This window comes from Streptomyces sp. Ac-502 (assembly GCF_045222935.1).
GTDB lineage: Bacteria > Actinomycetota > Actinomycetes > Streptomycetales > Streptomycetaceae > Streptomyces > Streptomyces monomycini.
The window spans coordinates 9,602,863-9,629,371 of record NZ_JBHFFO010000001.1 but is presented as its reverse complement, the minus strand read 5'-3'; the positions used below and the strand labels follow the sequence as shown (position 1 = coordinate 9,629,371).

At 70.7% G+C, this 26,509-nt stretch carries 23 protein-coding genes; 15 read left to right on the top strand and 8 right to left on the bottom strand.

Features of this window, described 5'->3' with window-relative positions:
- Positions 1-28 precede the first annotated feature (28 nt).
- Both ACEXOX_RS43830 and ACEXOX_RS43825 read right to left on the bottom strand, forming a co-directional pair.
- Complete coding sequence (locus ACEXOX_RS43830) at positions 29-661, bottom strand: TetR/AcrR family transcriptional regulator (RefSeq protein WP_406518356.1); 633 nt, start codon at positions 659-661, stop codon at positions 29-31.
- Entirely contained in the window at positions 658-1,137 is a 480-nt protein-coding gene (locus tag ACEXOX_RS43825; RefSeq protein WP_406518357.1) for an aldo/keto reductase, read from the bottom strand. Before ACEXOX_RS43825 ends, ACEXOX_RS43830 begins: the two co-directional genes overlap by 4 nt.
- A 126-nt stretch (positions 1,138-1,263) precedes the next feature.
- Between ACEXOX_RS43825 and ACEXOX_RS43820 the strand changes: the two genes are divergently transcribed.
- The 4 genes from ACEXOX_RS43820 to ACEXOX_RS43805 all read left to right on the top strand — a co-directional run bounded on the left by ACEXOX_RS43820 (position 1,264) and on the right by ACEXOX_RS43805 (position 6,283).
- On the top strand, positions 1,264-3,237 hold the full coding sequence (locus tag ACEXOX_RS43820; protein ID WP_406526170.1) for a helicase associated domain-containing protein: 1,974 nt from the start codon (positions 1,264-1,266) through the stop codon (positions 3,235-3,237).
- Between the two features lie 112 nt (positions 3,238-3,349).
- A complete protein-coding gene (locus tag ACEXOX_RS43815; RefSeq protein ID WP_406526169.1) occupies positions 3,350-5,083 on the top strand; it encodes a hypothetical protein in 1,734 nt (577 codons plus the stop codon).
- Positions 5,073-5,447 carry a hypothetical protein gene (locus ACEXOX_RS43810; RefSeq protein ID WP_406526168.1) on the top strand — a complete coding sequence of 125 codons (375 nt, stop codon included), beginning with the start codon at positions 5,073-5,075 and terminating at the stop codon, positions 5,445-5,447. The genes ACEXOX_RS43815 and ACEXOX_RS43810 overlap by 11 nt, the downstream gene beginning before the upstream one ends.
- Before the next feature lie 215 nt (positions 5,448-5,662).
- A complete protein-coding gene (locus ACEXOX_RS43805; protein WP_406526167.1) occupies positions 5,663-6,283 on the top strand; it encodes a hypothetical protein in 621 nt (206 codons plus the stop codon).
- A gap of 1,620 nt (positions 6,284-7,903) precedes the next feature.
- Here the strand turns inward: ACEXOX_RS43805 and ACEXOX_RS43800 are convergent.
- Positions 7,904-8,164: a hypothetical protein gene (locus ACEXOX_RS43800; RefSeq protein ID WP_406526166.1), complete on the bottom strand. Its 261-nt coding sequence runs from the start codon at positions 8,162-8,164 to the stop codon at positions 7,904-7,906.
- Between the two features lie 722 nt (positions 8,165-8,886).
- On the opposite strand from ACEXOX_RS43800, the gene ACEXOX_RS43795 reads away from it, so the two are divergent.
- A complete protein-coding gene (locus ACEXOX_RS43795; RefSeq protein ID WP_406526165.1) occupies positions 8,887-9,417 on the top strand; it encodes an EF-hand domain-containing protein in 531 nt (176 codons plus the stop codon).
- A gap of 1,234 nt (positions 9,418-10,651) precedes the next feature.
- Here ACEXOX_RS43795 and ACEXOX_RS43790 read toward each other — a convergent pair.
- On the bottom strand, positions 10,652-10,975 hold the full coding sequence (locus ACEXOX_RS43790) for a hypothetical protein (RefSeq protein ID WP_406526164.1): 324 nt from the start codon (positions 10,973-10,975) through the stop codon (positions 10,652-10,654).
- A gap of 2 nt (positions 10,976-10,977) precedes the next feature.
- Here ACEXOX_RS43790 and ACEXOX_RS43785 point away from each other — a divergent pair, with 2 nt between their 5' ends.
- The 6 genes from ACEXOX_RS43785 to ACEXOX_RS43760 all read left to right on the top strand — a co-directional run bounded on the left by ACEXOX_RS43785 (position 10,978) and on the right by ACEXOX_RS43760 (position 19,224).
- Positions 10,978-12,045 (top strand): serine hydrolase domain-containing protein, encoded by a 1,068-nt coding sequence (locus ACEXOX_RS43785; protein WP_406526163.1) that lies wholly within the window; start codon positions 10,978-10,980, stop codon positions 12,043-12,045.
- A gap of 812 nt (positions 12,046-12,857) precedes the next feature.
- Complete coding sequence (locus ACEXOX_RS43780; protein WP_406526162.1) at positions 12,858-15,278, top strand: AbfB domain-containing protein; 2,421 nt, start codon at positions 12,858-12,860, stop codon at positions 15,276-15,278.
- A gap of 873 nt (positions 15,279-16,151) precedes the next feature.
- Positions 16,152-16,892, top strand: coding sequence for a hypothetical protein (locus tag ACEXOX_RS43775; protein ID WP_406526161.1), 741 nt, complete (start codon positions 16,152-16,154; stop codon positions 16,890-16,892).
- Between the two features lie 43 nt (positions 16,893-16,935).
- On the top strand, positions 16,936-17,655 hold the full coding sequence (locus ACEXOX_RS43770; RefSeq protein ID WP_406526160.1) for a hypothetical protein: 720 nt from the start codon (positions 16,936-16,938) through the stop codon (positions 17,653-17,655).
- A 2-nt stretch (positions 17,656-17,657) separates the two neighbouring features.
- A complete protein-coding gene (locus ACEXOX_RS43765; protein ID WP_406526159.1) occupies positions 17,658-18,239 on the top strand; it encodes a hypothetical protein in 582 nt (193 codons plus the stop codon).
- Between the two features lie 406 nt (positions 18,240-18,645).
- The gene (locus ACEXOX_RS43760; protein WP_406526158.1) at positions 18,646-19,224 is read left to right on the top strand and encodes a hypothetical protein; all 579 of its coding nucleotides are present in this window, start codon (positions 18,646-18,648) and stop codon (positions 19,222-19,224) included.
- 92 nt (positions 19,225-19,316) lie between these two features.
- Here the strand turns inward: ACEXOX_RS43760 and ACEXOX_RS43755 are convergent, their stop codons facing one another.
- The 3 genes from ACEXOX_RS43755 to ACEXOX_RS43745 all read right to left on the bottom strand — a co-directional run bounded on the left by ACEXOX_RS43755 (position 19,317) and on the right by ACEXOX_RS43745 (position 22,388).
- Entirely contained in the window at positions 19,317-20,552 is a 1,236-nt protein-coding gene (locus ACEXOX_RS43755) for a hypothetical protein (RefSeq protein ID WP_406526157.1), read from the bottom strand.
- A 298-nt stretch (positions 20,553-20,850) separates the two neighbouring features.
- Positions 20,851-21,984: a hypothetical protein gene (locus tag ACEXOX_RS43750; protein WP_406526156.1), complete on the bottom strand. Its 1,134-nt coding sequence runs from the start codon at positions 21,982-21,984 to the stop codon at positions 20,851-20,853.
- Between the two features lie 35 nt (positions 21,985-22,019).
- Entirely contained in the window at positions 22,020-22,388 is a 369-nt protein-coding gene (locus ACEXOX_RS43745) for a hypothetical protein (RefSeq protein WP_406526155.1), read from the bottom strand.
- Between the two features lie 263 nt (positions 22,389-22,651).
- Between ACEXOX_RS43745 and ACEXOX_RS43740 the strand changes: the two genes are divergently transcribed.
- From ACEXOX_RS43740 to ACEXOX_RS43725, 4 genes are all read left to right on the top strand, one after another.
- Positions 22,652-22,969 carry a hypothetical protein gene (locus tag ACEXOX_RS43740; RefSeq protein WP_406526154.1) on the top strand — a complete coding sequence of 106 codons (318 nt, stop codon included), beginning with the start codon at positions 22,652-22,654 and terminating at the stop codon, positions 22,967-22,969.
- The gene (locus ACEXOX_RS43735; protein WP_406526153.1) at positions 22,966-23,121 is read left to right on the top strand and encodes a hypothetical protein; all 156 of its coding nucleotides are present in this window, start codon (positions 22,966-22,968) and stop codon (positions 23,119-23,121) included. Before ACEXOX_RS43740 ends, ACEXOX_RS43735 begins: the two co-directional genes overlap by 4 nt.
- A 233-nt stretch (positions 23,122-23,354) precedes the next feature.
- Positions 23,355-24,050: a response regulator transcription factor gene (locus ACEXOX_RS43730; protein ID WP_406526152.1), complete on the top strand. Its 696-nt coding sequence runs from the start codon at positions 23,355-23,357 to the stop codon at positions 24,048-24,050.
- Positions 24,043-25,281, top strand: coding sequence for a sensor histidine kinase (locus tag ACEXOX_RS43725; protein ID WP_406526151.1), 1,239 nt, complete (start codon positions 24,043-24,045; stop codon positions 25,279-25,281). The genes ACEXOX_RS43730 and ACEXOX_RS43725 overlap by 8 nt, the downstream gene beginning before the upstream one ends.
- A 108-nt stretch (positions 25,282-25,389) precedes the next feature.
- Here ACEXOX_RS43725 and ACEXOX_RS43720 read toward each other — a convergent pair whose 3' ends face one another.
- Complete coding sequence (locus tag ACEXOX_RS43720; RefSeq protein ID WP_406526150.1) at positions 25,390-26,508, bottom strand: lipid II:glycine glycyltransferase FemX; 1,119 nt, start codon at positions 26,506-26,508, stop codon at positions 25,390-25,392.
- Position 26,509 lies beyond the last annotated feature (1 nt).

Below are 26,509 nucleotides of genomic sequence, written 5' to 3'. Positions count from 1 at the left end.
AGGAGTGTCGGTGAAGGGAAGTATGGTTCTAACCTCCGGTTGCCGTCGGTGGTAGGGGCGGGGTGGTCGGTCGGGTGAGGAGCAGGCCCTGTACGGCGGTGCGGGCCAGGCGCACGCAAGAGTCCACGTCGACGGGCTGGTGGCCGAGCAGCAGGCGGAACGCCACCGGGCCGAAGAGCAGGTCGATCGCCGCATCGGGTTCGACGTGCGGGTCGAGTTCGCCGCGCGCGACCCCGCGTTCCCACAGCGCCCGGAGCGCCGCGCGGCGCGGGGCGAAGAACCGGGCGTTGAGCAGCTCGGCGGTGCCGGGTTCCAGCACGGCGGCAGCGACGAGCTGGGCGAAGACGACGCCGTCGCGGCCTTGGTAGTACTCGGCCAGGTGGGCGACGGCCTGGACCAGGTCGTGCGCGCTGTCCCCGGTTTCGACCAGCGGCACCAGGCGGTCGATGTGCGCGGCGAAGGCTTCGATCGCCAGCGCGGTGCGGTGCGGCCAGCGCCGGTAGATCGCGGGCTTGCTCACCCCGCTGCGGCGGCTCGCCGCCTCGACCGTGCACGCGGCGACGCCGCCTTCCCGGAGCAGTTGCGCGGCGGCGGTGAGTACGCGCTCCTCGTGCGCGGCCTCGCGGGGCCGTCCCCGCCCGCGGTTCTGCGGGCCGGTCACAGCTGGGCCCGGGGCCGGACGGCCTGCAGTGCGCCGTGCCGTTCGCCGGACACTTCCCGGGCGAGCGGATCGAGCCGCGCCAGCACCGTGTCGTCATCCTGCAGTGGCCGGTGCAGGTAGTACAGGTCGATGTGTTCGACGCCCAGGCGCAGCAGTGAGGCATCACAGCAGCGGCGCACGTAGTCCGGCTCCCCGCGCACACGGCGACGATGATCACCCGCCGAGCGGTCGATGCCGAACTTGGTGGCCACCACCACGTCCTCGCGCCGGTCCGCGATCGCACGGCCGAGCAGGACCTCGTCGTGTCCGGCACCGTAGATGCCGGCGGTGTCCAGCAGGGTGGCACCCAGATCCAGGGCCCGGTGGGCGGCCGAGAGAGCCCGGTCCCAGTCGGACCGGCCGTAGTACTCGCCCATGCTCATGCAGCCCAGTGCCTGCGCCGAGACCTGAAGCGTTCCGAGCGGGGTGTGACGCATCGCCACCTCCTTAACGTTCCGGTACGTAACGTAATTTGGATCCCACAGATCCGCAACACCCGCCCCCGGAACTCGGGCGGTACAGCGCCGAACCGCCCGTGGAAAGGCCACCCCGGGGACCGGGGCATGGCCGAGGTGAAGATGAAGCGCGCCGAGCAGGCCCACCATGCCGCCGCGGTACACCTGGCGGCCGCGGACCAGCCCCCGCACCGTCGACCGGCACACCGTTCCACGAGCTGGAGGCCGCCCGGCCGCGTACCCCCGGACCACGTGTGGGCTACGCGGCCGGGCGGCTACCACACCGAGGCCGAGCGGCGCGAGGCCCTGCGCCAGTTCACCGGCGGCATCGACGCCGCCGGCCGCCGGGCCCACCGCACCCTCCCCGCCTCCGTACACACCCTCGGCAAAGACAACGACACCACCAGCGAACACGGCATCGAAGCGACCTGCTTCGCCGGCACCCGCGGCTCCCAGGCCGAGAGCATGCAGAACACCGGCCGGACGCTGCGCCCCCACCGCGACGGCCGCACGAAGACCGCCCGCGTCATCGTCCCCGTCTTCCTCCAGCCCGGCGAGAGCCCGACCGACATGGTCGCCTCCGCCAGCTTCCGCCCGCTGGTCGCCGTGCTCCAGGCCCTGCGCTCGCACGGCGAGCGCAGGGCCGGACAGCTCGCCTCCCGCGCCCTGACCCGCAGCAAGCACCAGCGCAAGGTGCACGTCAAACGCGACGCGCAGGGCCGGGTCATCGGCGCCGGCACCGAGGGCGACGGTGAGGGCCAGGAGCAGGACGACACGGACGCGGCGGCCGAGCCGGCGCTGCTGCACCCTCTTCCCGGGATGCGGCGACGATCGCCGCCTTCCTGCGCACGCGGGTGTACCGGCCGGTTCGCTGGTGCGGCTGGAGGGCTACCAGGCCTGCTGCGCCGGCACGCCGAGAACAAGATCACCGGCCTGTACGCCGTCCCCTACGACGTCAAGACGACCGTCGGCGTCACCGAGGACCTCCCGCTCGGGCGGCGGGTGCGCCAGCAGCGCAAAGCGCTACGGGCCGGAGAGCTGAAGGAGCGGCGCAAGGAACTCCTGGACGCGCCGGAGGCCGGCATGGTGTGGGAGCCGGGAGAGGAGGCGTGGGAGGCCAAGCTCGCCGCGCTGCGGTCGTACCGGCGGGCAACGGGGCACCTCGCGCCTCGCCGGGACGCGGTGTGGACCGACCCCGCTGATGGGGCGCAGGTGCCGATCGGGCAGCACATGGCCAACCTGCGTCGCAAGGGCGGTCTCGGGAAGGATCCGAAGCGGGCGGCGGAGCACGCGGCGCAGCTGACCGCGATCGCCCCGCACTGGCACTGCCCCTGGCCGGCCGCTGGCCCCTGGCCCCTGGCCCCTGGCCCCTGGCTGGCAACGCCATTACCGCGTCCTCGCCGGCCCGGTCGACGCCGGCGGTCCCACCGTGCTGACCGAGATCCAGCCCGGCGTGCTCTTCGGCGGCGACGGCCTCGGACGGTGGCTGAAGCGGCAGACGAGCTGCGTGGGCACAGCTGTCGGAGGAACAGCGGCAGCGGCTGTCCGAGCCGGGCGTCAAACCCACCGGACGCCCGCTGCGGCCCCTGCGGCCAAGGGCACCGGGAAGACGGCCGGGAAGGCCGCAGCGGCCTTCCCGTGCGGCGCCGCGGTCCTCGCCCGGTACATCGCCCGCGAAGGCCACCACGCGTCCCCAGACACCACACCGAGCAGCTCACCGTCGAAGGCGAGGACGCGCCGGTGACCGGGAGAGCGGGCGTATGGATCTCCCGCACCACAAGCCGACGCGGCAAACTCAGCCCGACCAGGGGGCAACACTCGCTGAGCCGGGGGTGGAGCGGGCCGGCCTGGGCTGTCTCGGTGGCTCCACGATCGTGCGGTGCCAAGACCGGGACAGCGCTGCCTTCATGGCCTGTGACGAACCCGTTCCGTCACGCGGATACCAGAGCCGAAGCGGGAGACCGGCGTGCCCGGCACCGTTTGGTCACGCGCCCGTTCATACGTTCAGGAACCGGGACTTACCAACGCTCAGGTAGGTACGGTCGCCTGATCACCGTCTCTGCAGGGAAGTTGGCTGGTTAGGATGTGACAAAGCGGGCCTTCTCATCCCGTCACCCTATGCTGCTGCCCTCCAGATGATCCTCGTCACGCCGACCTCTTTGCGGCGAGGCAAGCCCGAGTGTGGAGGAGCGCCATGAGTACCGTGTACGTGCCGCAGTCCTCGCAGGTCACTGCACCGCCGCAGGCTGTCGCCCCGTACGCGAGTGAGGCCACTCGCCTGCTCTGTGCGGGGGCGTATCTGGACGCGGAGTACCGGGACCGGGTCCTCGACGAGCTCTACCTCATGGAGCACCGGGTCGCGGCGCCTTCCCTCGGATTCGACGCCGCCCGGGTCCTGGCCCACGCGCTGCGCGCCCGGCGGGTGGAACTGGTCTGGTCCTGGGCTGTGCTGGGGCTGCTGGCGGCCGGAGCTGCGGCGTCCGGCTGGTGGTTGGTGACGTTGGTGGTTCCCGGACTGCTGCTGACCCTCGGGCGCCGGTTACGGGGCACCTCCGAGGACCCGCCGGGGCGTCGGCGCCTGCCCGCCTTCGGGCTCCGCTGGGCCGGACGGATTCTTCTCGCCTATCTCGTGGCCACGAGCCTGGCCATAGGTTTCGGAGCGGCCGACGAGGGTGACGCGTACGGCGACGTGCTGGCGTTCTTCCGTGGCTCGGTGCCCTCCGCTGTGCGCTTCCTGCTGCCGGAGAGGGGGCCGGGCGGGATCAGCGGGCTGCAGGCGTGGCTCGCGCTGGCCGCTTTGCTGGTGATGGCGGGGTGCGTCGCCGGGCAGCAGGTGCATTTCACCCGGGTGCTGCGGGGCGAACTGTCCCCGCAGCACTTCCCGGACGCGGCCAACGACCCGGCCGAGCCGGCCGGCGGGCGCCGCTTCCAACGGCTCAAGCACCGTATCCGGCTTGAGCAGCACGCCCCACTGGTCATGTACCACAAGGCGCGTCCGTTCTGCGGCGCCGGCACCGCGCACGACACCTGGGCCCTCGCGGTCGAACTGCGGCCGGACCCGGCCAAGGAGAGGCAGCCGATCGGCAACGGTACGGTCCTTGCCGCGGTACGTCCGTTCATCGAGCAGTTGCGCGAAGTGGCCGAGACGTCCGAGGGCGAGGGCCGGGTCGTGCGGGACCGGCTGCGTCATCTGCAGATCGACGAGTGTGTGTTCCTGCCGGTGGAGGGGCTCCTGCGCCGTGAGGACGCGCCGTACGACGAGTTCGAGCTGCACCGAACGCGAGCGGTCGAGGAGGGCGGCGAGAAGCGCCGGCACTTCCTGCGGGTCAGGGTGGGCGGCTGGGAGGAGGAACTGGTCGTCACCGTCTTCGTGCGTGTCCACACACAAGGCCGGATGCTGATGCTGGAGGTGGCCCCGCACGTCCTGTTCCCTGTGCGTGAGGATTTCAAGGACGCCGATCACGAGGCCTACGGCTTCGTCGACCAAAACGTCCTCGGCAAGGCGGTCCACATCCTCACCCGCATGGCCGGCGCGCCGGGACAGGCCCTGGTCACGCTCGGCCGTCGCACAGTCCGTGGCTGGCGCCGGCTCACCGGCAAGACCGCCGGCGGGCTGCCCGAAGGCCCGGCGGTGTCGGTACGCGAACTCGCCGCGCAGCCGGGCGGGTCGCTCTTCCAGTCCATGGACGTCGACCGCTACCTGAAAAGCGTGCAGGACCGCATCGCGTACGGCGTGAAGGCGGCGCTCGCGGAAGCCGGCTACCGCACGGACGAGTTCGTGCAGAAGGTCGTCCACGTCAGCCACGGCGGCGTCAACATCGAGTCGGTGGAGGGCAGCACGTTCGCCGTCGGCGACCACACCCGGGTCACCGCGACAAGCGGCGGGCAGACTCCGCCGCAGAGGGGGCCTGCCCGCGATGGCCAGTGAAGAGCTTCAGCCCCGCCTGAGCATCGGCGATGTGCCCTGCAGCGCATTCGCCGCCGGCAGCCGCGCGCAGGCCAGGAGCTGCCACGGGACCACCGCGGCACGCGACCACGGTATCGAACGGCTGCTCGCCGCCCTCCGGGAACCGAGAGCCCACCTGCCCAGGACGCGGGCGGCCGAACAGAGCGCGGAACCCGACGAGGCCCCGGCCGGCGCGGAGGACGAGATCACCAGCACCGCAAGCGCGGACGGAACAGGACTGCGGCGCCTGCGTGCACTCCTGACCGCCGCGGCCTCGCCGACCACCGTGCTGACCTCGGCGGGAACCTCGCCGGCCTGCTGGGAATGCGGCAAAGGGGCGCGATGACGGAGAGACGGCGCTACTGGAACGAGGACACCCAGAGCTGGCAGGACCGTTGCGAGCGCGGCAGGACCCCCGCAGTGACTCCCCCTTCCCCGCCCGGACCGGGCCTCTGGCCACCACGGCCGCCGTCCCGCCGGCCAAACGCACTGCGGCCTCCCGCCGCCAGACCGCCCACCTCCGCCAGGCCCGGCGGAGCCGGCCGCCGTGTCCTGTGGGCGGTGCTGGCCACCGCCGTCATCGCCGCCGCCGCCGTCACCCCGGTACTCCTGGAGTCCTCCGACGGCGAGAAGCCCGACCGCGCCGCCGCATCGGCCGCCCCGTCGCCATCCCGCCCCGCCGCTCCCGGGGCGTCCGCCCCGGGAGCGGACGCCCTCCCCGACGGCTACCGGCTGGTCGACGACGAAGAGGGCTTTCGCACCGCTGTCCCCAAGGGGTGGGGCCGTGTGCCGAGCGAGGGGCCGGCCAAGGCCTTCGAGGTCGACTACGACGCGCCCAGCGGCACGCGCTTCCTGCGCGTCTTTGAGGTGTCCGAGCCCACCCCCGAGCAATCCTTCGAGGAAGCCCGCCAGCGGGAGGACTTCACAGCGCTTACCGCACCAGAGCCTTTCACGGACCAGCACGCCTCCGGGCACAGCATGGAATACCGGATCGGCGATGCGGGGCAGGCGCCCTGGTACGTCGCCGACATCCGCTTCAAGGCCCCCGACGGCAACCTCTACGGCGTGGCCGCCTACGGGGGCGACGACGACCTGACGGACGAACGCACGGTCGCAGCGGCGGCCCTGCGCCACTTCTGCCCTCCGCGCATGACATGCGCGGACCCAACAGGCACCCCGTGAGCAACGGGCTCTTCGGCCCGTTGGTGAAAAAATCCGGAACAGGAGCCTGATCCGCCGGAGGAAGGCCCGGCCCCCGGGCCCGGAGCAGAGCCCCCGGGCCGCCGCGCCGAGGGGGCCGACCACGCCGACACCGCCGAGCGCGCCGGACAGGCTCGCCGCCGACTGCCCCGGACGAAGGTGGCCTTCGCCCGGCCCCGGACCAGCCGCTGCGTACGGTCCGCCGGCTGCCGTGCCTCCCGCCGGCCACGGCAGCCGGAGGAGCATGCCGACCGCGCCCGCCCGCACGGCGCTCGGACCGACCGTGCCGGGCCGGTGAGCTGGCGCTGCAGCGCGGCGCGTACGGCACCGACCTGCCTCTCGCGCACGCTTCGGCGTCGGTGGCCCCGGCCATCAGACGTTCCGGAGGTGATGCTCAGGCGCAGCGCGGCCAGCTGGAACACCGGCCACTGCGGGCCGGCCTGGCGGCGGCCGCCCTCCAGTTCCTCGGCCCAGCGCAGGCTTGTGCCCACCAGGCGGGCAAACTCCGCGCGCGCGGTGCGGCGGCGGTGCGCCAGCAGCGGACCCGGCGCCCGAACCGGAGGCTGTTCACGGGCGCGCCGCAGCGAAAGGCGAGAACCCGCACGCTTCGTGTGCCCTGTTTCGGGTCTAGCGCATTGAGCGTCCGGCATATGATGCACTTCCCGAAGCAGACCGCCCCAGCGTGAAGCGCCCGGCAAGGTGCTGGACGCCGGGACGTACCAGCGGCTGCGCACCGCCGGACCACCGGCCCGGCTGCGCGGGGAGACTCGCGTGCTGCGGTTCGGTGGCGGCCGCACAGGTGCCGGCCCGCTCGCGGGCCTCGGCGTCGGTGCACGACAGCACCTGCGTCTCGCTGGCGCTGCCGCCGACGACGGCCTGGGCACGCCCGCGATGCTTCGTGGACTGCGGCGCGGGGTGGTGGATCTCTGGGGCGAGTATGCGCCAGGCATTGCTGCTGTAGCGGGCCAGGACGCGGGGGAGAACAGCTCGCGGGCGTCCGGGCCGCCGAGGGCGCGGGCGGTCGCGGACCGGGCGGCCAGGAGGACGCGCATGCGCAGCGGGCGGCCCCTGCAGACGCTCTCGTTGAGCGCGTCGATGGCCGGGAAGACCTCCGGGCCGCCAGGCTCGCGGGGCTTCTCCCAGTAACGGGCCGGCTGCTGCACCATCGCGTTGATCCCTTCGAGGAGGATCAGCAGCCGCAGGCCGATGGCTTCGGGGGCGGCGCCGGTGCCCAGCTCGTCGGCGACCCGGGTGCGGCGCCGGCCTCCCAGGCCGAGCGCGGTGAACTGCTCGTGGATACCGGCGCAGCAGGTGACGTCCGGGATGCCGCGCGCCCACGGGCGGGAGTCCGCTCACTGTCCAGGACGAAGACGTGCGAGCCGTGGCAGAGCATCCGGCAGGCGAGGCAGCGCAGGGCCACCGACCTGCCGCCGCCGGTGGAGACGGCGGCCAGAATGCGCGGGGATTCGGCGTCCGGGCCGACGGAGACGACCCGCCCGCCGGCCCGGACCCGATGCTGGGCGCGGCCTCCTTGGCCGGGCCACCAGCTCCCGCGTCCTTGGGGTCCTTGAACAGGGCCCGGGCCGGGGCCGGCGGGTCTTTTCACCAGCACGTACGGCGCGGCCCCGGCCGGGTGCCAGGCGCACGTGCCACCTCCCAGGCGAGCTTGTGGGTGACGAGACCGGCGACGACGCCCCGGGAGAAGGCCAGGCTGGCGGGCAGGTCGCTGCGTATCTGCGCGTCGCCGTCGGAAAAGTTCTCCGGAATGTGCAGGTAGCAGCGCGGATCACTGTGCTCCGCGATCCCCGGCCGCCGGTACAGCACCTGGCGCAGCGGGACAGGTACCCCTGCACCACTCGGCACCGCTCAGCACTGTGGTGCATCGGACGGATCCGCGCCGCAGCTGCCGCATCCGGCGCTGCGGCTGAGGTTCAGGGGACGTCACCGTCCCCGTCCCGCCGCCCCGCAACGCCCGGCCGGGCCCGCACAGCGCCCGCCCGCCGGCGCCGGACGGTCCGGGCTCCGTCATCAGCGCGGCCCCGGTGACGATCTCCTGCGGCGTCCGGCCGGTGATGCCGGGCAGCAGGCCGTCCAGCGGGCCGCCCACCAGCTCCGCGTACGTCCGGCCGGCCGCGGGCCCGGGTGCGGGGCGCCGAAGTACGAGCCAGGCCCGGTCCGGTCCCGCAGCAGTCCTGGTCCCTGCCCCGGTCCGCACAGCCGGTCTCCCCGCGTCCACCGTCAACACGAGCGGCCCTCCCCGTCCCTGCGGCCGGCCCGCCCGCAGGAACTGCCTGTGGACCGGCATGGCAGGAGCGGGAGCGGCCGGGATCAGCAGAGACGGTGCGCGGCCGGGCGGTGGGCGGCTCGTGGCGCTGGTTTCTTCGCGCTGTCCGGCAGAGGGAGGCCCGCCGCCTGCCCGCTGCGACGACCAGCGGGGCTCGCCGGACGCAAGGCACGGAACGGAACAAGAGTGACTGACGCCTAGCCGGACACGCTAGTGCGGTTACAGCCGGGTATGCGCTGTTTTTCCTTCGGATGGGTATCTTGGCGGCTGCTACGCCGTGGAAGCCGCCGGGAGGAAGCACATGTCCCACCCAGAGCCCGACTCACCGCAGCACCGCATCTTCGCCATGCTGGACGTGGACGGAGACGGCGCCATCACCCATGCGGAATACCTCGGGCGGGTCGACCGTGTGGCCTCGGCCATGGGCCGCGCCGCCGGCCATCCGGTGGTCGCCGGTGCCCGTGCTGCCCACGATGCGGTCTTCGAGGACATGGACGCCGATCACGATGGCCGCGTGACCTTCGAGGAATACCGCACATGGGTCGGGCACCAGACGTTCGAACGTTTCTGCCGCCGCGCGCTGGGATCCCTGTTCGACATCGCCGACGCCGATGCCGACGGGCGACTTGACCGCGCCGCGTTCACCCGGATGCGTACAGCGGCGGGCAACGGAGCAACGGACGCCGGCCAGGCCTTCGACGCCCTCGACACCGACGGCGACGGACTGATCGACCGTGACGCCTACCTCCGGGGCATCCACGCCTTCGTCACCACCGGCAGCTCCCCGATGGCCGCGGCATACGGCACCGGCCGGCGCTCGAAAGCCCCCTGAGCCGCTGACCGCCCGGTGACAGCGCCTGCTGCGCCGCCAGACGCTGCCACCCGGCCCCGGCAGGAGGCACGCCGCACCCGGCCCTCGGCCCTCACCCTTCGGCCTTCGGCCTTCGGCAGCACCCTGCGGCCGGTACGGAAAAACACCGCGGCCGTGCGGCGGATGCCGTCCAGGACCCGGCCGGCCAGGAACGGACCGATGCCGAACACGAGATCGCGGCGCTCTCCCCCACCTGCTTGCCGAACTTGCCCTGTGCCCTACCTTGCCCTGTGCCCTACGTGATGCCTTTCGCTGCGCCTTCCGGCACCACACCCCCGGAAACGGACAGCGAACGTAAAGCAGTACAGCTGCGGATAGAGAACAGCAAACGCCGCCACCGACGCGGACAGACCGACGGCAACGGACATCACCCCGCAGCAAGGCCCGGACCTCTCCGTCCGGGCCTTCTTCATGCACTTCACCGCCCCCGCTGCCCGGCCGCCACCGACGGCTGCTCAAACAGCCGGCGGGCTGCGAGCTGAGACCGCGACACCAACCTCAGCGCCCCTGCACCCCTCCGCCCGACCACTACCGATCAAGAAGGAGCAGGCCCTGAACGGCCGTCAGGCTCAGCCCGGGACAATACCGTCACCGTCGTCGCCTACCGTGGAAACACCCCCGGAGCCGCGGCCCGACAGCCCGCCTCCGGGCGCACTCGCGCAACACGCCGAGGCACCGCCCGGCCGCGCGGCCACCGACCACGGACGCGACAGCCACCGCCCTGCCCGAAACCGCCCGCCGACCGCCGACCGCCGACCGCGCCAAGCAGCACACCCACGCCCCAGCCCGAACCCACCCCCGCCCCGCCCGAGCCGCCCCGCCCCCGCATACCCCGCCACCGCCCGAACGCGGCCCGGGCACGCACCTTCGGCCGGCAGGCCGTACGCCGCACCGGCCAGCACTTCTCCACCACCCTGCACGGGAACGCCACCGCCACCCTCACCGGCATCCTCACCGCGGTCTTCGGCCTGCCGCCCCTGCCCACCCCCGCCCCACTGCGCACCGGCAGCAGCCCATCAGCCCCCCCCGCACACCACAACGCAACACCACAGACACCCCCGACCAGCCAACCCGCCGACACACTGGGCAGACACCGAAACACACACCGGACCCAACCTGGCCGTACGGCCCGGCACCTGCCCCCGGCCTCGTCAACGACCATGGCGGGCACCGGTCAGGGCCGGAAACGCGGGAGTCAGCGGCCGGCCTTCTGCTCCGGCAGGTCCGGTCCCTCCTGTTCTTGGCGCTCGTCCTCGGCCTGCTGGCGGACCGCGGTGGCGGGGAGGGGTATGGCTTCGTCCTCTGTCCACAGGCAGCAAGACGAGACCCGCTGGTGCGCCGCCGCCAGCAGATGATGCCGGGCTCGCGCCCCGGAGCCTGCCCGCTCCCCGACGACGCGTCGGGGTGGAATCCGGGACGAGCCGGGGGCATCACCGATGAGCAGCGCGCGGTGCGGCGGTGAAGGTTGCTCCAGCGCGCAAACCGCGCCGATCCGCCCCGACGCGTTCCAGGGAGTCACCGATGAACCCGCGTTCTCACGCCGTCCGCCGTCTGGCCACCACCGGCGTAGCACTGGCTGCACTCGTCACCGCTCCGGCGGCCACGGCCGTGCCCAGCCCGTTTGCCCCGCATGCCTCTCCCGGCACCCGTGGCCCGGCCGCCGTGAGGGCGCTGCTGGCCACCTTGCCCGACCGGGTGACGGACACGGCCTTGGTGCGGGTGGCCGGCTGGGGCCTGCGGCCTGCGTATACCGGGAGGGCCGGGCGGGTGGCGGCGGGCCGGCGTTTCCCGGTGGGCAGCGTGACCAAAATCTTCACCGACGCCGTGGTGCTCCAGCTGGTCGCCGAAGGCCGGATCGGCATCGACGAGCCCGTCCGCCCCCACCTGCCCGAGGTGGTTCCGGCTGCCTACGCGGGCGTAACGGTGCGTCAGCTCCTGGATCACACCAGCGACCTGCCCCGCCCGGCCCGGGTGCCACTGGACCCGTACGCGGTGGTGGCCGCCTCCTTCGCGGCGGACGCGGCGGCGCGCCCCGGCCGTATCCCGGCCCCCGGAACCGTCCAGCAGTACAACGGGCTGAACAGCTTCGTGGCCGGACTGCTGGTGGAGCAGATCACCGGCCGCCCCTTCGTCCGCGAACTCGACCGGCGGATCCTGAACCCGCTGGGCCTGCGCCACACCGGGTTCTCCGAAGATCCAGTGATCGCATGGGCCTGGTCGGAGGGCGGGCTGGTCTCCACCCCGGCCGACCTCGACACGTTCCTCAGATCGCTGCTGGAGGGCAGGCTCCTGCCGCCGGCCGGGCAGCGGCACCTCTTCGAAGTGCCCGCGGTGCCCAGCGCGTCCGAGAACACCAGCTGCCCCACGTCCGCGGCCTGCTTCAGCGCCGGCGGGCTGATGAGGATCGACCTGAACGGAGTCGAGGTGTGGGGCAAAACCGGTTCCAGCGGTGGCTGGACCAGCGGTGTCTTCGCGAGCGCGGGCCAGCACCGCCGGTCGGTCCACCTACTGCGGCCCGGCGCTGCGGCCACCTCCGCACAGCAGCGGGCCCGCGTCGAGGCAGTGGTCAAGGCGGCCCTGCTCGGGTGAGCCGTGCGCCGTTGTCCGGGGACCAGGCCCTGTAGGCGATCAAGCCGCACGACGGCGATCCCACCCACAAAACCCACTCCGGGAGGCACGGCGCGTGCGGCAGCCGTTCTGCTCTCCGTCACACCCACGTGTCCAGCAGGTCTCCATCAAGCGGAATTTCTCCTACTATTTGAATTCCGGCGCACTGCTTTACTGGATCATTGCGTGTTTTTCGGGTTAAGGTCCGTGTGACCAGCTCAACCGGGCAGCGTTCCGCGGGGGACCGAAGAGGCACTGATGCTTCGGCGGTCCGGACGCCCCGAGGTATTTCACCTGCAGACCAGGGGAAACTGTGAGGTGTAAGTCTGTGCTTTTCGCCTTTCGGGCGGGCGCCCGTGCAGCTCTGCTGCCCGATGGATCGCCCATCCGCTGTGCGCGATCCCGTGTCGCTTCCCGCTGACACCGCGGCATTCTTTCCCGTCGCTCTTTCGCCTTTCACCTCTCACCTCTTCTCCGCCCCGGGGTCGTTGACGGCTCCACCCGTGGCCGAGAAGCACTTCATTCCGGGACCGTGAGCGACCGCCGGGTCGTGCGTCCCGCATCACCGCGCCTTTCGGCTCGCTGATTCCCCTCGCCGCCCGCAGGGGACCACGGCGACGACCGTACGGTTCTGCCTTTCCGACGCTGTTTCGCGGCGATGCCGCCTGCCCGCGGAACGCCGCCTGTTGCCACCCACCTTTCGCATGTCTAGCCGCCGGTACCAAGGCGGCAGGAGGAGTTCTGGCATCACCATGGACACACAGCGCATGACTTCCGCACGGATGAGACGGATCGTGACGCGGGGCCTTGTGACGGCCACCGCCCTCGCGGCCGTCACGGGCGCCGTCGCGCCGGGTGCCGTCGCCGACAGCGGCCCCGGGAGATCGGAGGTCGTGGCCGGCCCGGGAGGCATCGGGACGTCCGACACCCAGCGCGTCGACGCTGCGGCCGTGGTGGGGCTGGACCCGACCGCCGCGGTACTCCTGCTCGGCGACTACGACTTCATCCACGCGCTGTGGCAGAAGGCCAGCGACGCGGGGGAGCGGCTGGACGCGGTACGTACCGCCGCCGAGCAGGCGATGGCCAGTGGGGTCGCCGAGGACCACGTGCGCTTCATCGTCTCCGGCGTCCACGAGGCGTACAAGCTCGACCAGCAGCGCGAGCGGGAGAAGGCCGAAGCCGAGCGGGCGGCCCGGCTGGCCAAGACCCAGGTGCTGCTCACCGTCGGCATCCCCAGCACGCCGGAGCTGCTCGCCCTCAGCGACGACAACTTCATCCGGGCCGTCGCCAAGCACACGGCCTCCGGCCCCGAGGTACGGGCTGCCGCGCTCCAGGCGCTGCTCGGTGAGGCGGCGGACTGGCGGGAGTTCATCGTCAACGGCGCGCGCGAGGCCCACAAGCGGGACGTGGCCAACGAGTTGAAGGAACTGGAGGAGCAGAACCGCAAGGAGGCCGAGCGCCGCAAGGAGCTGGCCGCCCGCAAGAGCGCCGCGGCCTTGTTCCGCATCGCGCCCACCGAGGCGATGCTCACGCTGAGCGACGACAACTTCATCCGGGAGCTGCTGCGCCAGGCCCCCGCCGACCTGCGGGACACCGAACTCTACGCCGAGGGCCAGCACGCCACCCTCAGCTCCGACGCGGCCGTGTGGAAGGCGTACATCCACACCGGTGCCGACGCCGCGTACAAGCGCGACGACGAGAACCGGCGCAAGAAGCTCGCCGAGGCGAACCGTAAGCTCGCCCTGCAGATCCAGGCCGCCGCGGAGAACAGCCAGGTCAACCCCAACCTGGCGGCCGCGGCCAAGACCGCGCTGAAGGGCAGCGACGCGGACGTCGAGCGGTTCTTGAAGGCGGACACCCAGTACCGGCTCAAGCGACAGACCCTGAATGTGTGGAACCGCGGCCAGGTCGTGCGCCAGTCCAGTGCGGACGGCGGGAAAGCCCTCCTCAGCAAGTCGATCAAAATGTCCAGCTCGGTGGCCGACCGCGAAGACGCCACCTGGGTGATCGTGCCCTCCCTCGCGAGCGAGCCCGGTTGCTACTCCTTCGAGTCCGTGCGCAAGCCCGGCCACTACCTCAGGAGCGGCAAATCCGAGCGGGACGGGCTCCGGGTGGAGGTCGCGGCGGACGACCGCAGCTCCAAGTTCCGCAAGAGCGCCTCATGGTGCCCCCACCAGACCTTTGGACACGGCCGCGACCTCCCGGCACCCCTGCGCGACGCGGTGTCCTTCACGCAGAACACCGCGTCCGGCAACAAGTGGCTCGCGCCCACGACGAAGGACGTCTACGCGCGCACCAACCCCGATTCCCCCTGCCCGGTGAAGGGGGACAGCCCTCCCGGCAGCCTGGGAGATCTCCCGGCCGCTGGCGCCCTGACCTGGCAAGACGCCGCTCGATTGACGGTTCGGGGGCGGCGCGGGCAGCCCGGCCCCCGGGCCCTGTCAGCACCGGACCAGTACGTACGAGGGCGCACCTGCCGCCGTGGAAGGGGAGAGCACATTGGTGGCGGATTTCGCCGGTCATGCCATGAGACGCCGGAGGTGGGCCGTGTTCTGGGCGGCGGCAGGCATGCTGGCCTGCGCCGGTGCCCTCGCGGACGCGGCACCCGCCCGGGCGCACACCATGGTGGCCGGCGCACCGGCCGGACAGTCGTCGCTGGTGGTGGCGGCCGCGGCGGACGAGGCGCGGGCGAGTGTGCTGCGCCTGGCCAAGTCCGGGCAGCCCGCGGAGATCCGCGCGTCGGCATGGAACGCGTTGCGCAGTACGCGGGGGACGCGGCGATTGCGGAGTGGCTGGCCCCCGGGGGCGGCTATGACGCGGCGAAGCAGCGCGTGCGTGACGCGCGGTCGCGCAACCGCACTTTCGGCGGCGGCGGACGCGGCGGGGCTCAACTCCAAAAGTTAGGCCGAACTGCACGCGCAGCAGGCCGCCAAGTGGCGGGCGAACGCCGAGGAGCACGCCAGGGCGGCCGCCCGGCTCGCCGAGGCGGCGGACCGGCAGGCCAAGATCGCGGCGGACGCGGCGGCCAAGTCCCGCCAGGCCCGGATCGAGGCCGAGCAGGCCGAGAAGCAGGCGTGGGAGCACGCCAGGAAGACCCGCGAGGCGCGGATCGAGGCGCAGCGCCAGGCCAAGGTCGCCGCCGAGCAGCGCAAGATCGCCGAACGCGAGCGCGACCTGGCGGCGGCGGCGCGCGTGCGGGCCGAACGGGAACGTGACGTCGCTGCCCAGGCACGCGCGCGAGCCCAGTCCGAGGCACGCACCGCCTCGTCCAGGCGGGCCGACGCGCAGGCCGCCGCCTCGGTGGCGGCGGAGAAGCGGGGCAAGGCGCAAACCCAGGAAGGCATCGCCGCCAAGGCCGACGGGCTGGCCCGGGGCGAGGAGAGCAAGGCCCGCAAAGCCCGTAACGACGCGGTGGATGCCGAACGTCTCCACCAGGCGGAAGAGGCCAGGGCCAGGGCCACCGACGCGCTGGCGACAAGGCGAAGGGCACCGAGCACGCCGAGACCGCGCGGGCCGCGGCGACCGAGGCGCGATCCGCCGCCAACGCGGCCGCAACCGCCGCCGGTACCGCCCGTACCGCGGCCGACCAGGCGTCCGCGGCGGCGATACGTTCGCGGTCGGCGGCCATCGAGGCGGCCGGAGCGGCCGCGCGTGCGCGTGCGGCGGCCAGTGAGGCCACCGCGCATGCCGCGCGGGCCAACGCCGCCGCCACCAAAGCCGAAGCACGGCCGCCGCGGCCAACGCGGCGGCGAACGAAGCCGAACGCCAGGCCGCTGCCACGCACGCCGCGGCGCAACGGGCCAACTCCAAGGCCGCTGAGGCCACCGCGCAGGAAGCCCGCGCCGGCATCGCCGCCCACGAAACCTCCCGGCTGGCCGGGCTGGCCGCAACCCGGGCGAGCCAGGCTTTCCAAGCCGCCAACCGCACCCGGGAGGAAGCCGACGGCGCCACCCGCGAAGCGGCCATGGCCCGCCTGCAGGCGACCACCGCGGCCCAGGCCGCCGCGTCGGCTCGTACCCACGGCCGCGGGCAACGCCGACCCCGCGAACACCGCCATCCTCCTCACCGCGCCGTTCACCGGCGCGGACGTGAACGCTGACTTCGCCGCGGATGTGGCGCGGGCCTCCCTGGAGATGGGCGCAGCGGAGGCCACCAAGGCCGAAGCCAGAGCGGCGGAGGCGGTCAAGGCCGCCGAAGCGGCCGAAGCCGCGGCCGCACGCGCCAACGCCGAGGTGGGACCGGCTTTCAAGGCGGCGGCAGCCGCGGCGCGGTCCGCCGCGGACGCGGCGCGCTCCTCGGCGGCGGCGATGAAGTCCGCGGCCCAGGCAGCCGAGGACGGCGCCAAGGCACGGGCCGCCGCGGCACGGGCCAACGAGGCCGACGCCCAGGCCCAGGCCGACGCCAAACTCGCCCGCCAGTCCGCCGACCAGGCATTCGCGGACGCGGCGGCGGCACGCAACGCCGCCACCCGGGCCGAGGCCGAACGTGCCCGCGGCGCCGCCACCGACGCGGAGAACCAGGCAGCGGCCGCCGGCAGCGCCGCCGCACTGGCCGAGAAGGAAGCGGGCATCGCCCAGGGCGCGGCCACCCAGGCGGAGAAGGACGCGGCCGACGCCGACAAGCTGGCCGACTCCGCCGAGAACGCCGGCACCTACGCCAAGGAAGCGGACGAGGCCGCCAAGAGAGCCGAGGAATACGAGCGCGAGCAGCAGCGCAAGGCCAGGGAGGAGGCCGCCAGGAGAAAGGAGGAAGGGCGACAGCTCGTACTCCCTGGAGGAATACAAGCGCGAGGCCCTCGAAGCGGCGGGCATCACCGCCGAACAGCTTGAGGCCGCCGAGGCACTGGCCCAGCAGGACCTTCTGGACTACCTGATGGACAACGGCGCCGAGATCCTCGTGGAACTCGCCGCCGAGGAAATCAAGGAGTGCTGGGACGACCCCGACATCCCGTCCTGCCTGTGGGCGATCGTCAACAACCTGCCCTGGTCGAAGGCCGCCAAGCTGGTCGGCAAGCTCCCGAAGATCGGCAAGGCCATCTGGGGCATCAACGGCTTCCTCGACAAGTCGGCCAAGGCGAAGAAGCTGGTCGACAAGAGCGAAGACGTCCTCGACAAGGCTTGGAAGAAGCTCCCGGCCTGCGTGAAGGACAAGAAGAAGAGCCCTTCCCTGGCGCGGAGTTCCGCGTCATCCGTGAGTGGTGCACACTGCTCGTTCGCGCTGCCGTCCGGTGGTGGCCATGACACGGGAGGCGTGGGCCTCAAGCGCGAGGAGTTCATCGCTAAGCTGGTCGGCGGCAAGGTGGCCAAGGACGCGAACGGGCAGGACATCAAGATTGAAATGCCCAACGTGGGGTCGAGCGGTCTCGACGTCATCGGACCGAACGGTGAATACATCTACGTCGGCGGTGGCGCCAAGGCCAAGAACCCCGCCAAGTTCGGCAGCGCCCTCAAAATCAACAAGTACGCCGCCGACCAGGCCGGCGTGAAGGCGATCTACTACCTGGCGGACAACACGCCAGAATCGGCGATCAAGCAGGCCAAGAAGGTATTCGGAGACGAGAATGTGCACATCTTCACGCTGCCGAGCTGCTAGCCATGGCTGACGGATTCATCCGGTGGTACCGGGAATCGGCGGCCGTACCGGCCTTCGCCGAACAGACGCAGCTCTTCGCCGCACACGGCATCGCGCTCACGCACCCGGTACGGGGCAAAGCCGTGGTCCTGGACGTCGAAGGCGACGGTGTCCTCATGCACCAGGAGGAACTCGGCCGCCTTCTGGGCCTGCGCATCGCGTCCCTCACGATGCAGTGGTGGTTCTCCGCGGACATCGACGTGACCGACGAGTACGCGTACGAGCCGCTCGGCTGCGAGATCCAGACGTTGTGGCTGGACGGCCTCACACCGCAACAGGCCGACACGGTCGAGGCAGCCGTCCTCGCGGCGACGACGACCCTTCCGACACCGACCCGCGCCGTGATCGTCGACCGGCAGGGCGCGGGTGACCCCGCCGACTGGGACTCGCCCGTCCTGTACGACGGAGAGAACCTGCCAACCGTCCACGACCGAGTATACGCACGTCACCCGCTCACACAAAAACTCCTAGAAGCACAACCAACCCTTAACAGCAACGAAACCGCCAGCGACCTGACCACGCTATCCCCCACCCCCACGCACTGACGTCCGAAGACAGCACACCGCACGGCGACCGACCGGGGACCGCCCTGACACGTCGGCCGCCCGCGCAACAGGGCCGGGACTGGAAGCGAGGCATCGACCTCCGCGCCAGTCCCTGGCCTATGTCAGTCCCCGGCCTAGCCTCGGGCTTTCGCGAAGTGGGTTGTCCGATGCTTGGTCAAATAAGCGGAGAGCACTCCTGGCCTGCAACGATGGGACTTCTCTAGTGTGATGCGCTTGAAACGGACGTGGCCCCAGCAGGCCAACGGCCCAGGAAGACCTGTCATGGAACGGTGTTGCGCTGTGTGTCTGACCGCCGCCGGCCGGACCTTGCGGAAGACCGGCGTGCCCCACTCGGCCCCAGCGGATCCGCCACGTCCGCCCGAACCGACCTACATGGAGCATCCGTATGCGAACACGCTTTGCCCCCAAGCCCCTCGCCGGGCGCCGCGCACCCCTGGCCGCACCCGGCCGGGTCCTGCCCGCCCTCACCCTGGCCCTGGCGTTCTTGACACCGCCTGCCACCGCAGCATCCGCTGCGCCCCAGCTCATCCCCTCCAGCCACCTCTGTGCCAAACAGGCCAACCAAAACCAGGCGGTCCCGGAGGCGCGAGAATTCGTCCTGCGCGGGCTGACCGGCAACGCCAGCCGGGCGGGTATGCGGTGCGCCGACCTGCGCCACATCGACAACCGGCACACACCGGTGGCGACCTTCATCGACATCCCCCACCTCGCCGCGTGCATTCGGCGTGCCACCGGGCCGGCCGTCAACGGTATCGGCCAGACAGGGCCGAATCCGGCCACCGGTGGTGCCAATACGGTCTACGAAGTGACCGGCACCGGAGGCAACGCCCAGGGCATCCCCAACAGCGCCACCTGGCGAGTCGTGGTCAACACCCGGGCGCAGAGGATCACGACCGTCTACAACATCCAGCCCGGGCACGGGGAGCAAAACCCCGCCCGGCGTACTTTCGCGGACTGTGCCTGACCGCAGGCTCACCGCTCGGCTCCGCGCGGCTGGCCGGGAGCCGGCGGCCCGCGGCGCCGGTCTGTCTTCCGGCGGCCAGCCTGGTTCTCGGCTCAGGAGATGCTGTATCGCTCCACCTTGTCGTACGGACCGTTGGTCAGGTTCACCGCGTAGAGATACGTTCCGTCGGGGTTGACGGCGATCGAGACGAGCCAGTCCTGCAGTGTGGCCCTGGCCACCGTGTAGATCATGCCGCCAGAGGTGATCTTGCGGACGCTGCGGCCGTCGACGATCAGGTACAGGTTGCCTGCGCGGTCGGTGGCCATCGCGCCCGCATTCAGCAGGTCCGCATCCAGGGCGGGCACGTCGTCGAGCCCGGCGTCGCGCCCGCCTCCTGCGATGATGTGCGCCTGCTTGCCCTGCGGCGTCATGCTCTTGACGAACGCCTGGCTGCCTCGGCGGTAGGTGAGCAGGACGCGGAAGGACAGGTCCGCCAGCAGCCCCTGGCCCGCGTCGCGGCGGACCTCCGCGAGCGGCGTGCGGACGGTGCCTCCGTCCGGCCGCAGGTGCCAGAGCTGACCGGTGCCTTGCTTGGAGAAGAAGACGACGCACAGCACGTACACGTTGCCGCACAGGTCGGCCGTCACCTGCACCGGGCGAAACGGGCTGCCGGCGTCGCAGCGGGCGAGGGTGCTGATCGTGCTGCCCGGTCCCGGCGACACCTGGCGTACCCGAGTCTGTTCCGCGATGTGCAGCGCCCCCGCTCCGTCCACCGCAAGCCCCGTGGGGCAGTCCAGGAGGGCGTCGGTCGCCTTGATGCCGTCCTCCGTCGAGGTGCCTCCGCCTGCTACGACAGCACACGTCCCGTCCGCTCCTGCTCGCCAGACGCGGGCGGTGGTGTAGTCCGAGACATAAAGGTTGCCCTGCGCGTCGAGTGCGACTCTCTGCGGCTTTCTCACCTGCTTGTTCAGCTCGTCCAGCGCGATCGGTTTCCGGCCGGCGGCGCCTTTGCTGTGCCGGTCCTCCATCCTCTTCTGCAGTTGCTGCCGCTTCTTGTCACGCTCGGCGTCGGTCAGTCCTTTGAGTTTCGCCACCATGTGCTGCGCGGTCAGCTTCAGCACGGGCAGCGGAGTCTCCTCCGGCAGCATGTGCGAGAGCATCAGGCAGTAGCACACTGCGGTCTGCTTATAGGTGATGCCGTTGGACGGAAAACGGTAGATCCAGAAAGCGCCGTCGACCCGGACCAGCGCTTCGCCGGTGACCGTGATGCAGTTTGCCCGTTCCTCCCTGGTGCCGGGCGAGGAATAGGCCAGGCAGTTCTCGAAGGCGTCTCCCAGCGTCGCGGCCACCGACGAGGTGAAATCTTTGTCGGTTGGGGCGAGCAGCTTGGCCAGGCCGCCGGGCAGGAAGTCACCGGGCGGCGCGTCCTGTGCTGTCACACATGTCGCGGTGACGCAGTGGTAAGGGTGGGCCGGGCTCTTCACCGCTCCCCAAGGGCGGGCGGGAAGGTGAAGGCCTCGCTCGTAGAACTCTCTCGTCTTCGCCTCGGCCAGATGGCTGACCGTGCGAAGGAAGAACTCCGCCAGGTCCTCAGCTGTTGCCCTGTGCGTCATCGGTGTGCCCTGTGTCCGGCGCCCGCACCGGCCCTCAGCGGATCTTGTGCGCCTCGACGGCCCAGTTCTTGGCGTAGTTGAGTACGTACAGAGCGCCGCCCTGGACGTTGACGGCGATGTCCGCCGGCGTGAAGTCATCGCGCTTGGCGACCACCGTGGAGATGTACCCGTCCGGGGTCACCTTGCGCACCCGCCGCTCACTGTCCGCCCAGTCGGAGATGTAGAGGTTCCCGTGGCTGTCGGTGTCGAGGTCGTAGGGGTCACCGAGTTTCGCCTCGATGGCCAGTTTGCCGTCGGCCGTCTCCGACCCGCCGCCAGCCGCCACGGATTCCAGCTCTCCCCTGGCCGTCATCCTGCGTACCCGGTTCTCCTTCTTGTCACCGGGGTTGATCACCAGCAGGTACGGGTAGCTGTCGGCGGCCGCGGCCTGCTCGGTGGTCCCCTTCTGCAGAACGTGCGCCGCCACCTCCCCTGGCCTGACGTGCCAGATCTCCACCTCCTGGTCCTGCCCCTTGTCCCGGAAGGCGCTGACGTAGAGGTTCTCGCTCTTGTCCAGACCGAGGCGCATCGGCCTGGCCTGCGTCTTGTTGCCCGCCAGCTTCTTGGCGTCCGCGACCGTGGCGAGCTTGCCGCTGGGCTGGACCAGGCAGACCCTGCCGGCCTCGGAGTCCAGGACGAACAGGTCGCCCACCCCGCCCACCACGACGTCGGTGACGGACTTGAACGAGGCTTTCGTGGCATCGTCCAGCGTATCGTCGCTGCTTGGCCCACCCCCGGCGATGATGGTGAGAGTGCCGTCGAGTTTCTTGCGCCAGACTGCTTTGGTCTCATCGTCAGCGATGTACAACGACCCGAACACGTCCACTGCCAGACTGCGGGGTTGTTTCACCTTCGCATTGACATCCGTCAGGGCAACAGTCCTGCTTCCGGTGTCCTTGCCCTTGTCGTGGGCGTCCTTGAGTTTTTTCTTGAGCTCCTCCCTCTTTTTCTCCTTTGCAGCGTCGTCCTTGAATGTCATGGAGTTGATCATCTGATTGACCATCAAATACAGCAGTTCGATGCGCACTTCTTCCGGGTACACCAGGGAGGCCGTGGAGCAGTAGGCCATCGCATTTTCGGCCTTGTCCACCAGGCCCTTGTACTCGAAGTTGTACTTCCACATCTGCACGTCCAGCCGGACGATGGACTCCTCCCCGAAGACCGTCAGGCATGACGAGATCTCTTCGCTGACTCCCCTCCGCCCGCGCCGAGGAATGTTCTGGCGACCGTCGTCAGTACTTCGTTGGCGGCCTTCTTGAATTTGTCCTCGCTCAGGTTGAGGATGTTGTCCAGTGCGGACTGGAGCTCCTTGGACAAATCCTGCTTGAACTGCGCATACGACCTCTGCTTGAAGTCGAACGGGTGCGCGACCACCTTCACCGGGCCGAAGGGGTCACTGGAGACCCTTTCGGCCCGCTCCTGGTACTGGCGAATTTTCGCGTCGGCCAGCTTCTCGACCGCGCCCAGAGCAAACTTGAGCTCGTCTGCCTTGTCGCCAGTGATTCCGCCGATAATTTTCCCGAACTTTCCCATTGGTTCCTCCGAGTACCACCGGTTGCGCGCGTGCCCCGTCCTTCCTTCACGGTCACGTGCACGTTCGCCGACCGCAATCGGTAGTGAACGCCCGCGTAGAGCGAGAAGAAGCGCCGACAGCACAACGGCAAGGCCGCGAGGCTGTTCGCTGACGCCGAGGGCATTACGCCGGACAGGGGCTGCCGCGCACCTACGACCTCTCCCGCGTCTTCGTCCGCACCACCAGCGGCTGGATCACCACACCCTGGGTCCACCTGCCGCTGGTGAACGCCCCCTTCGCGGACTTCACCTGGGACCACGCCCGGCGCCTGGCCGCCGCGGCCAGCCTGGACGATCCGAACGAGGCCGACGTCGCCCGGGTCCTGGACACGCTGCTGACCCGGGCCGAGCACGGACCGGACATCCGCACCGCGCGGGTCATCGGCCGCACCCGTACCACCGCCCTCCCGGCGCACGCTGCGGCACCCGAGACCGGGAACACGCCCGACCCCGGGCCCGACTCCGCGGCGGCCTCGCCGTCCGCGCAGGTGGTGGCCTTCGGGGTCTTCGACGCCCACGCCGAAGCCGAAAGGTGGCTATGAGCACGCCCGCGACCGCACCGCCGCAGCCGGACACCGGTGAGCAGGCGCCGCCGGTCTCCCCGCTGACGACGAAGGAAGGAAGGCGCCGCTACGTCGAGCACGAGACCATCCCGCCGAAGCTGCTGCCCGCCACCGAGCGGGCCGCGCTTTGACGGACGCGAGTTCGTGTCATCGAAGTTCGACCACTGCAGGTCATCGGCTTGCCGTGATCGATCATGGCGCCGGTGGACGGCCGCTCGGACTGCACCAGGCCGGCGTGCTCGCACTGCCGCACGGCTGAGCTGTGCCGGCTGCCCGCGTGTTCCTGGGGCCCTGCCCAGAAGCGGCTCAGTTCGATCCCGCTTTCGATATACCGGCGATATGCACCGGCTCGTAGCATCTGACCATGCGTGTGTTAGTCGTCGAGGACGATCCCTACATGGCAGAGGCCATCCGCGATGGGCTGCGCCTGGAAGCCATCGCGGCCGACATCGCCGGTGACGGTGATACCGCCCTGGAGCTGCTGAGCACCAACACTTACGCCATCGCCGTCCTGGACCGGGACATCCCCGGACCGACCGGTGACGAGATCGCCCAGCACATCGTCGCTTCCGGCGGCGGCATGCCGATCCTCATGCTGACCGCCGCCGACCGGCTCGACGACAAGGCCAGCGGGTTCGAGCTCGGCGCCGACGACTACCTCACCAAACCCTTCGACATGCGGGAACTCGTACTCAGGCTCAGAGCACTCGACCGCAGGCGCGCCCACAGCAGGCCGCCTGTACGAGAGGTCGCAGGCCTGCGTGTGGATCCCTTCCGCCGCGAGGTCTACCGTGAGGGCCGCTACATCGCGCTCACCAGGAAGCAGTTCGCTGTGCTCGAAGTGCTCGTCGCTGCCGGAGGCGGTGTCGTCAGCGCGGAGGAGTTGCTGGAGCGAGCGTGGGACGAGAACGCGGACCCGTTCACCAACGCCGTGCGCATCACGGTCTCGGCCCTGCGCAAACGCCTCGGCGAGCCCTGGCTGATCGCCACCGTGCCCGGGGTCGGTTACCGCATCGACACCGGACCGGACGCCGATGACCGGGGAGCGGAGTGTGGATAGGCGTCAAGGGTTAAGCGTCCGCCTCAAGCTCACCCTCAGCTACGCCGGGTTCCTCGTGATAGCGGGCGCCTTGCTGCTCGCCGCCGTGTGGCTGTTCCTTCTGCGAGGAAGGTCGAACAGCCTTGAACTCCCCGATCGGTCCAACTTCCTACGCGTCTTCGACCCGAGCAATTTCGGCCCGGTCGTCTTCGTCCCGGCGGGAATCATGGTGCTGGCGTTCCTGCTGGTGTTCGGTCTCGTGGGCGGGTGGATTCTGGCCGGCCGGATGCTCGCCCCGCTGACTCGCATCACCGACGTCACACGCAGGGTGGCGAACGGACCGCTCTCGCACCGGATCCGCCTGCCGGGCCGCCGGGATGAGTTCCGCGAACTCGCCGACTCCTTCGACACCATGCTCGCGCGGCTCGAAGCCCACCTCGCCGAACAACAGCGATTCGCGGCCAATGCCTCCCACGAACTGCGCACCCCGCTGGCGGTCACGCAGGCACTGCTCGACGTGGCCCGCGACGACCCGGACCGCGACACCTGCGAGCTGCTCGAGCGCCTGCGCGTGGTCAATACCCGGGCCATCGACCTCACCGAAGCCCTGCTCCTGCTCAGCCGAGCCAACCAGCGGTCCTTCACCAGGGAACACGTCGACCTGTCCCTCCTGGCGGAAGAAGCCACGGAAACGCTCCTCCCCTTGGCAGAAAAGCATGGCGTCGCCCTCGAAGCCTCCGGTGACACGAGCACCACCATCGGCTCACCGGCGCTCCTGCTGCAGATGACCACGAACCTGGTGCACAATGCGATCGGCCACAACCTGCCGGAACAGGGCGCCGTATGGGTGACCACCAGCGCCCGCCCCGATACCGTAGTGCTCACCGTCGAGAACACCGGCGAAAAGCTCACCTCACAGCTGGTCTCGACACTCACCGAGCCATTCCAGCGCGGCACTGAACGCTTGCACACCGGCCACGCAGGTGTCGGCCTCGGCCTGGCCATCGTCAAAAGCATCACTCAAGCACACGACGGAACCCTCACCCTCACCCCCCGCCCCGCCGGCGGGCTCCGCGTCACGGTGCAACTGCCCGCCGCGTCAGCGCACACACGACCAGACCGACCAATTCCAACCAACGCCCGCACCGCACCAGGCAAACCCGCTGCCCGCTCACGGCCGGAGCGACATCGCGGGATCCGGCGGCCGACCTGCGCCGGGTGCGAGGCGAACGAGCGGCCCGTGGAGCGCTGAGGCGGCCCGTGCACCCGTCGGACACGCCCCACCCGAACTACGCCGGTTGCCGCCTTCCTGCGCCCACGTCGCCTCGCGCCCGCCGAGCCCCGCCACCGGCAGGCTGCCTCAGCCTCGGCGGGACATGTAGACGTCGAAGGCCTTGTAGAGCAGGCGATTGAGCGGAAGGTCCCATTCGCCGAGATACTCCACGGCTTCGCCGCCGGTGCCGACCTTGAACTGGATCAGGCCCAGATGCGGGTCGTTCTCGTCCACGGTGTCGGTGATGCCGCGCAGGTTGTAGACCGTACATCCGGCAGCCAGCGCGTCGGTGACCATCTTCCACTGCACGGCGTTCGACCCGCGTACCTCCCGTTTGGTGGTGGCGGAGGCGCCGTAGCTGTACCAGGCGTGTTGCCCGACCCGGATCCAGATGGTGGCGGCAACGAGGTCACCTTCGTGGTGGGCGAGGTAGAGACGGATCCGGTCCTTGTCCTCGGCCAGCAGCGCCTCGAACATGGCCGGGAAGTAGCTGAACGGCCGCGGGATGAAATGATCGCGCTTCGCGGTCTCGAGGTAGACCCGGTAGAAGTCGGGCAGATCCCCGATACCGCCCTGGGTTACGACGACGCCCGCCTTGCCGGCCTTCTTGATGTTGCGCCGCCAGAGCTGGTTCATCCCCTTGAGCAGTTGATTCTCGTCCTTGCCGACCAGCGGGACCTGGAAAACCCAGCGCGGCTGCCCGGCGGAGAACCCTTCGTCTTCCTTCGGCGGGCGCCAGCCCAGATGTCGGAGCTGGACGCGTGCCTGGGCAGCGACGTCGTTGACAGTGTCTGGTGGCACGTCACTGAACCTGGTGATCCCCGGGTCGGCGATCGCGGCCTTGACCGTCGCCGCACTCCAGGTGCGGGCCGCCACTGTCGTCCCGATGCGTATGGCGAAGGCGCCGGAGCGCTTCAGGTGCTCCACCAACGGGCCGAGCCAGCCAGCCAGATCATCCGAGGCCCAGTCGATCACCGGACCTTCGGGCAGATACGCCAGCGACGTCTTGACCCCGGGCAGCCACCGATACAGCACCAGGCCCGCGCCGACCAGTTGATCGCGGTCGTCGAACCAGCCCAGCGACTCCGACCCCCACTCACTCTTCACCGACGCCCAGGCCGGGGTCTGCAAAAAACTCACCGCAGGCTGGGACGCGTTGAACGCGGCGTGCTCGCCCGCCGTGATGGTCCATACCCGAAAAGCCACA

What these genes read in the sequence shown, in the direction of transcription:
- ACEXOX_RS43825 (WP_406518357.1), bottom strand. Translation starts at nt 1,137, where the DNA reads ATGCGTCACACCCCGCTCGGAACGCTTCAGGTCTCGGCGCAGGCACTG.
- ACEXOX_RS43820 (WP_406526170.1), top strand. Translation starts at nt 1,264, where the DNA reads ATGGCCGAGGTGAAGATGAAGCGCGCCGAGCAGGCCCACCATGCCGCC.
- ACEXOX_RS43815 (WP_406526169.1), top strand. Translation starts at nt 3,350, where the DNA reads ATGAGTACCGTGTACGTGCCGCAGTCCTCGCAGGTCACTGCACCGCCG.
- ACEXOX_RS43810 (WP_406526168.1), top strand. Translation starts at nt 5,073, where the DNA reads ATGGCCAGTGAAGAGCTTCAGCCCCGCCTGAGCATCGGCGATGTGCCC.
- ACEXOX_RS43795 (WP_406526165.1), top strand. Translation starts at nt 8,887, where the DNA reads ATGTCCCACCCAGAGCCCGACTCACCGCAGCACCGCATCTTCGCCATG.
- ACEXOX_RS43785 (WP_406526163.1), top strand. Translation starts at nt 10,978, where the DNA reads ATGAACCCGCGTTCTCACGCCGTCCGCCGTCTGGCCACCACCGGCGTA.
- ACEXOX_RS43770 (WP_406526160.1), top strand. Translation starts at nt 16,936, where the DNA reads ATGGACAACGGCGCCGAGATCCTCGTGGAACTCGCCGCCGAGGAAATC.
- ACEXOX_RS43765 (WP_406526159.1), top strand. Translation starts at nt 17,658, where the DNA reads ATGGCTGACGGATTCATCCGGTGGTACCGGGAATCGGCGGCCGTACCG.
- ACEXOX_RS43760 (WP_406526158.1), top strand. Translation starts at nt 18,646, where the DNA reads ATGCGAACACGCTTTGCCCCCAAGCCCCTCGCCGGGCGCCGCGCACCC.
- ACEXOX_RS43745 (WP_406526155.1), bottom strand. Translation starts at nt 22,388, where the DNA reads ATGGGAAAGTTCGGGAAAATTATCGGCGGAATCACTGGCGACAAGGCA.
- ACEXOX_RS43735 (WP_406526153.1), top strand. Translation starts at nt 22,966, where the DNA reads ATGAGCACGCCCGCGACCGCACCGCCGCAGCCGGACACCGGTGAGCAG.
- ACEXOX_RS43730 (WP_406526152.1), top strand. Translation starts at nt 23,355, where the DNA reads ATGCGTGTGTTAGTCGTCGAGGACGATCCCTACATGGCAGAGGCCATC.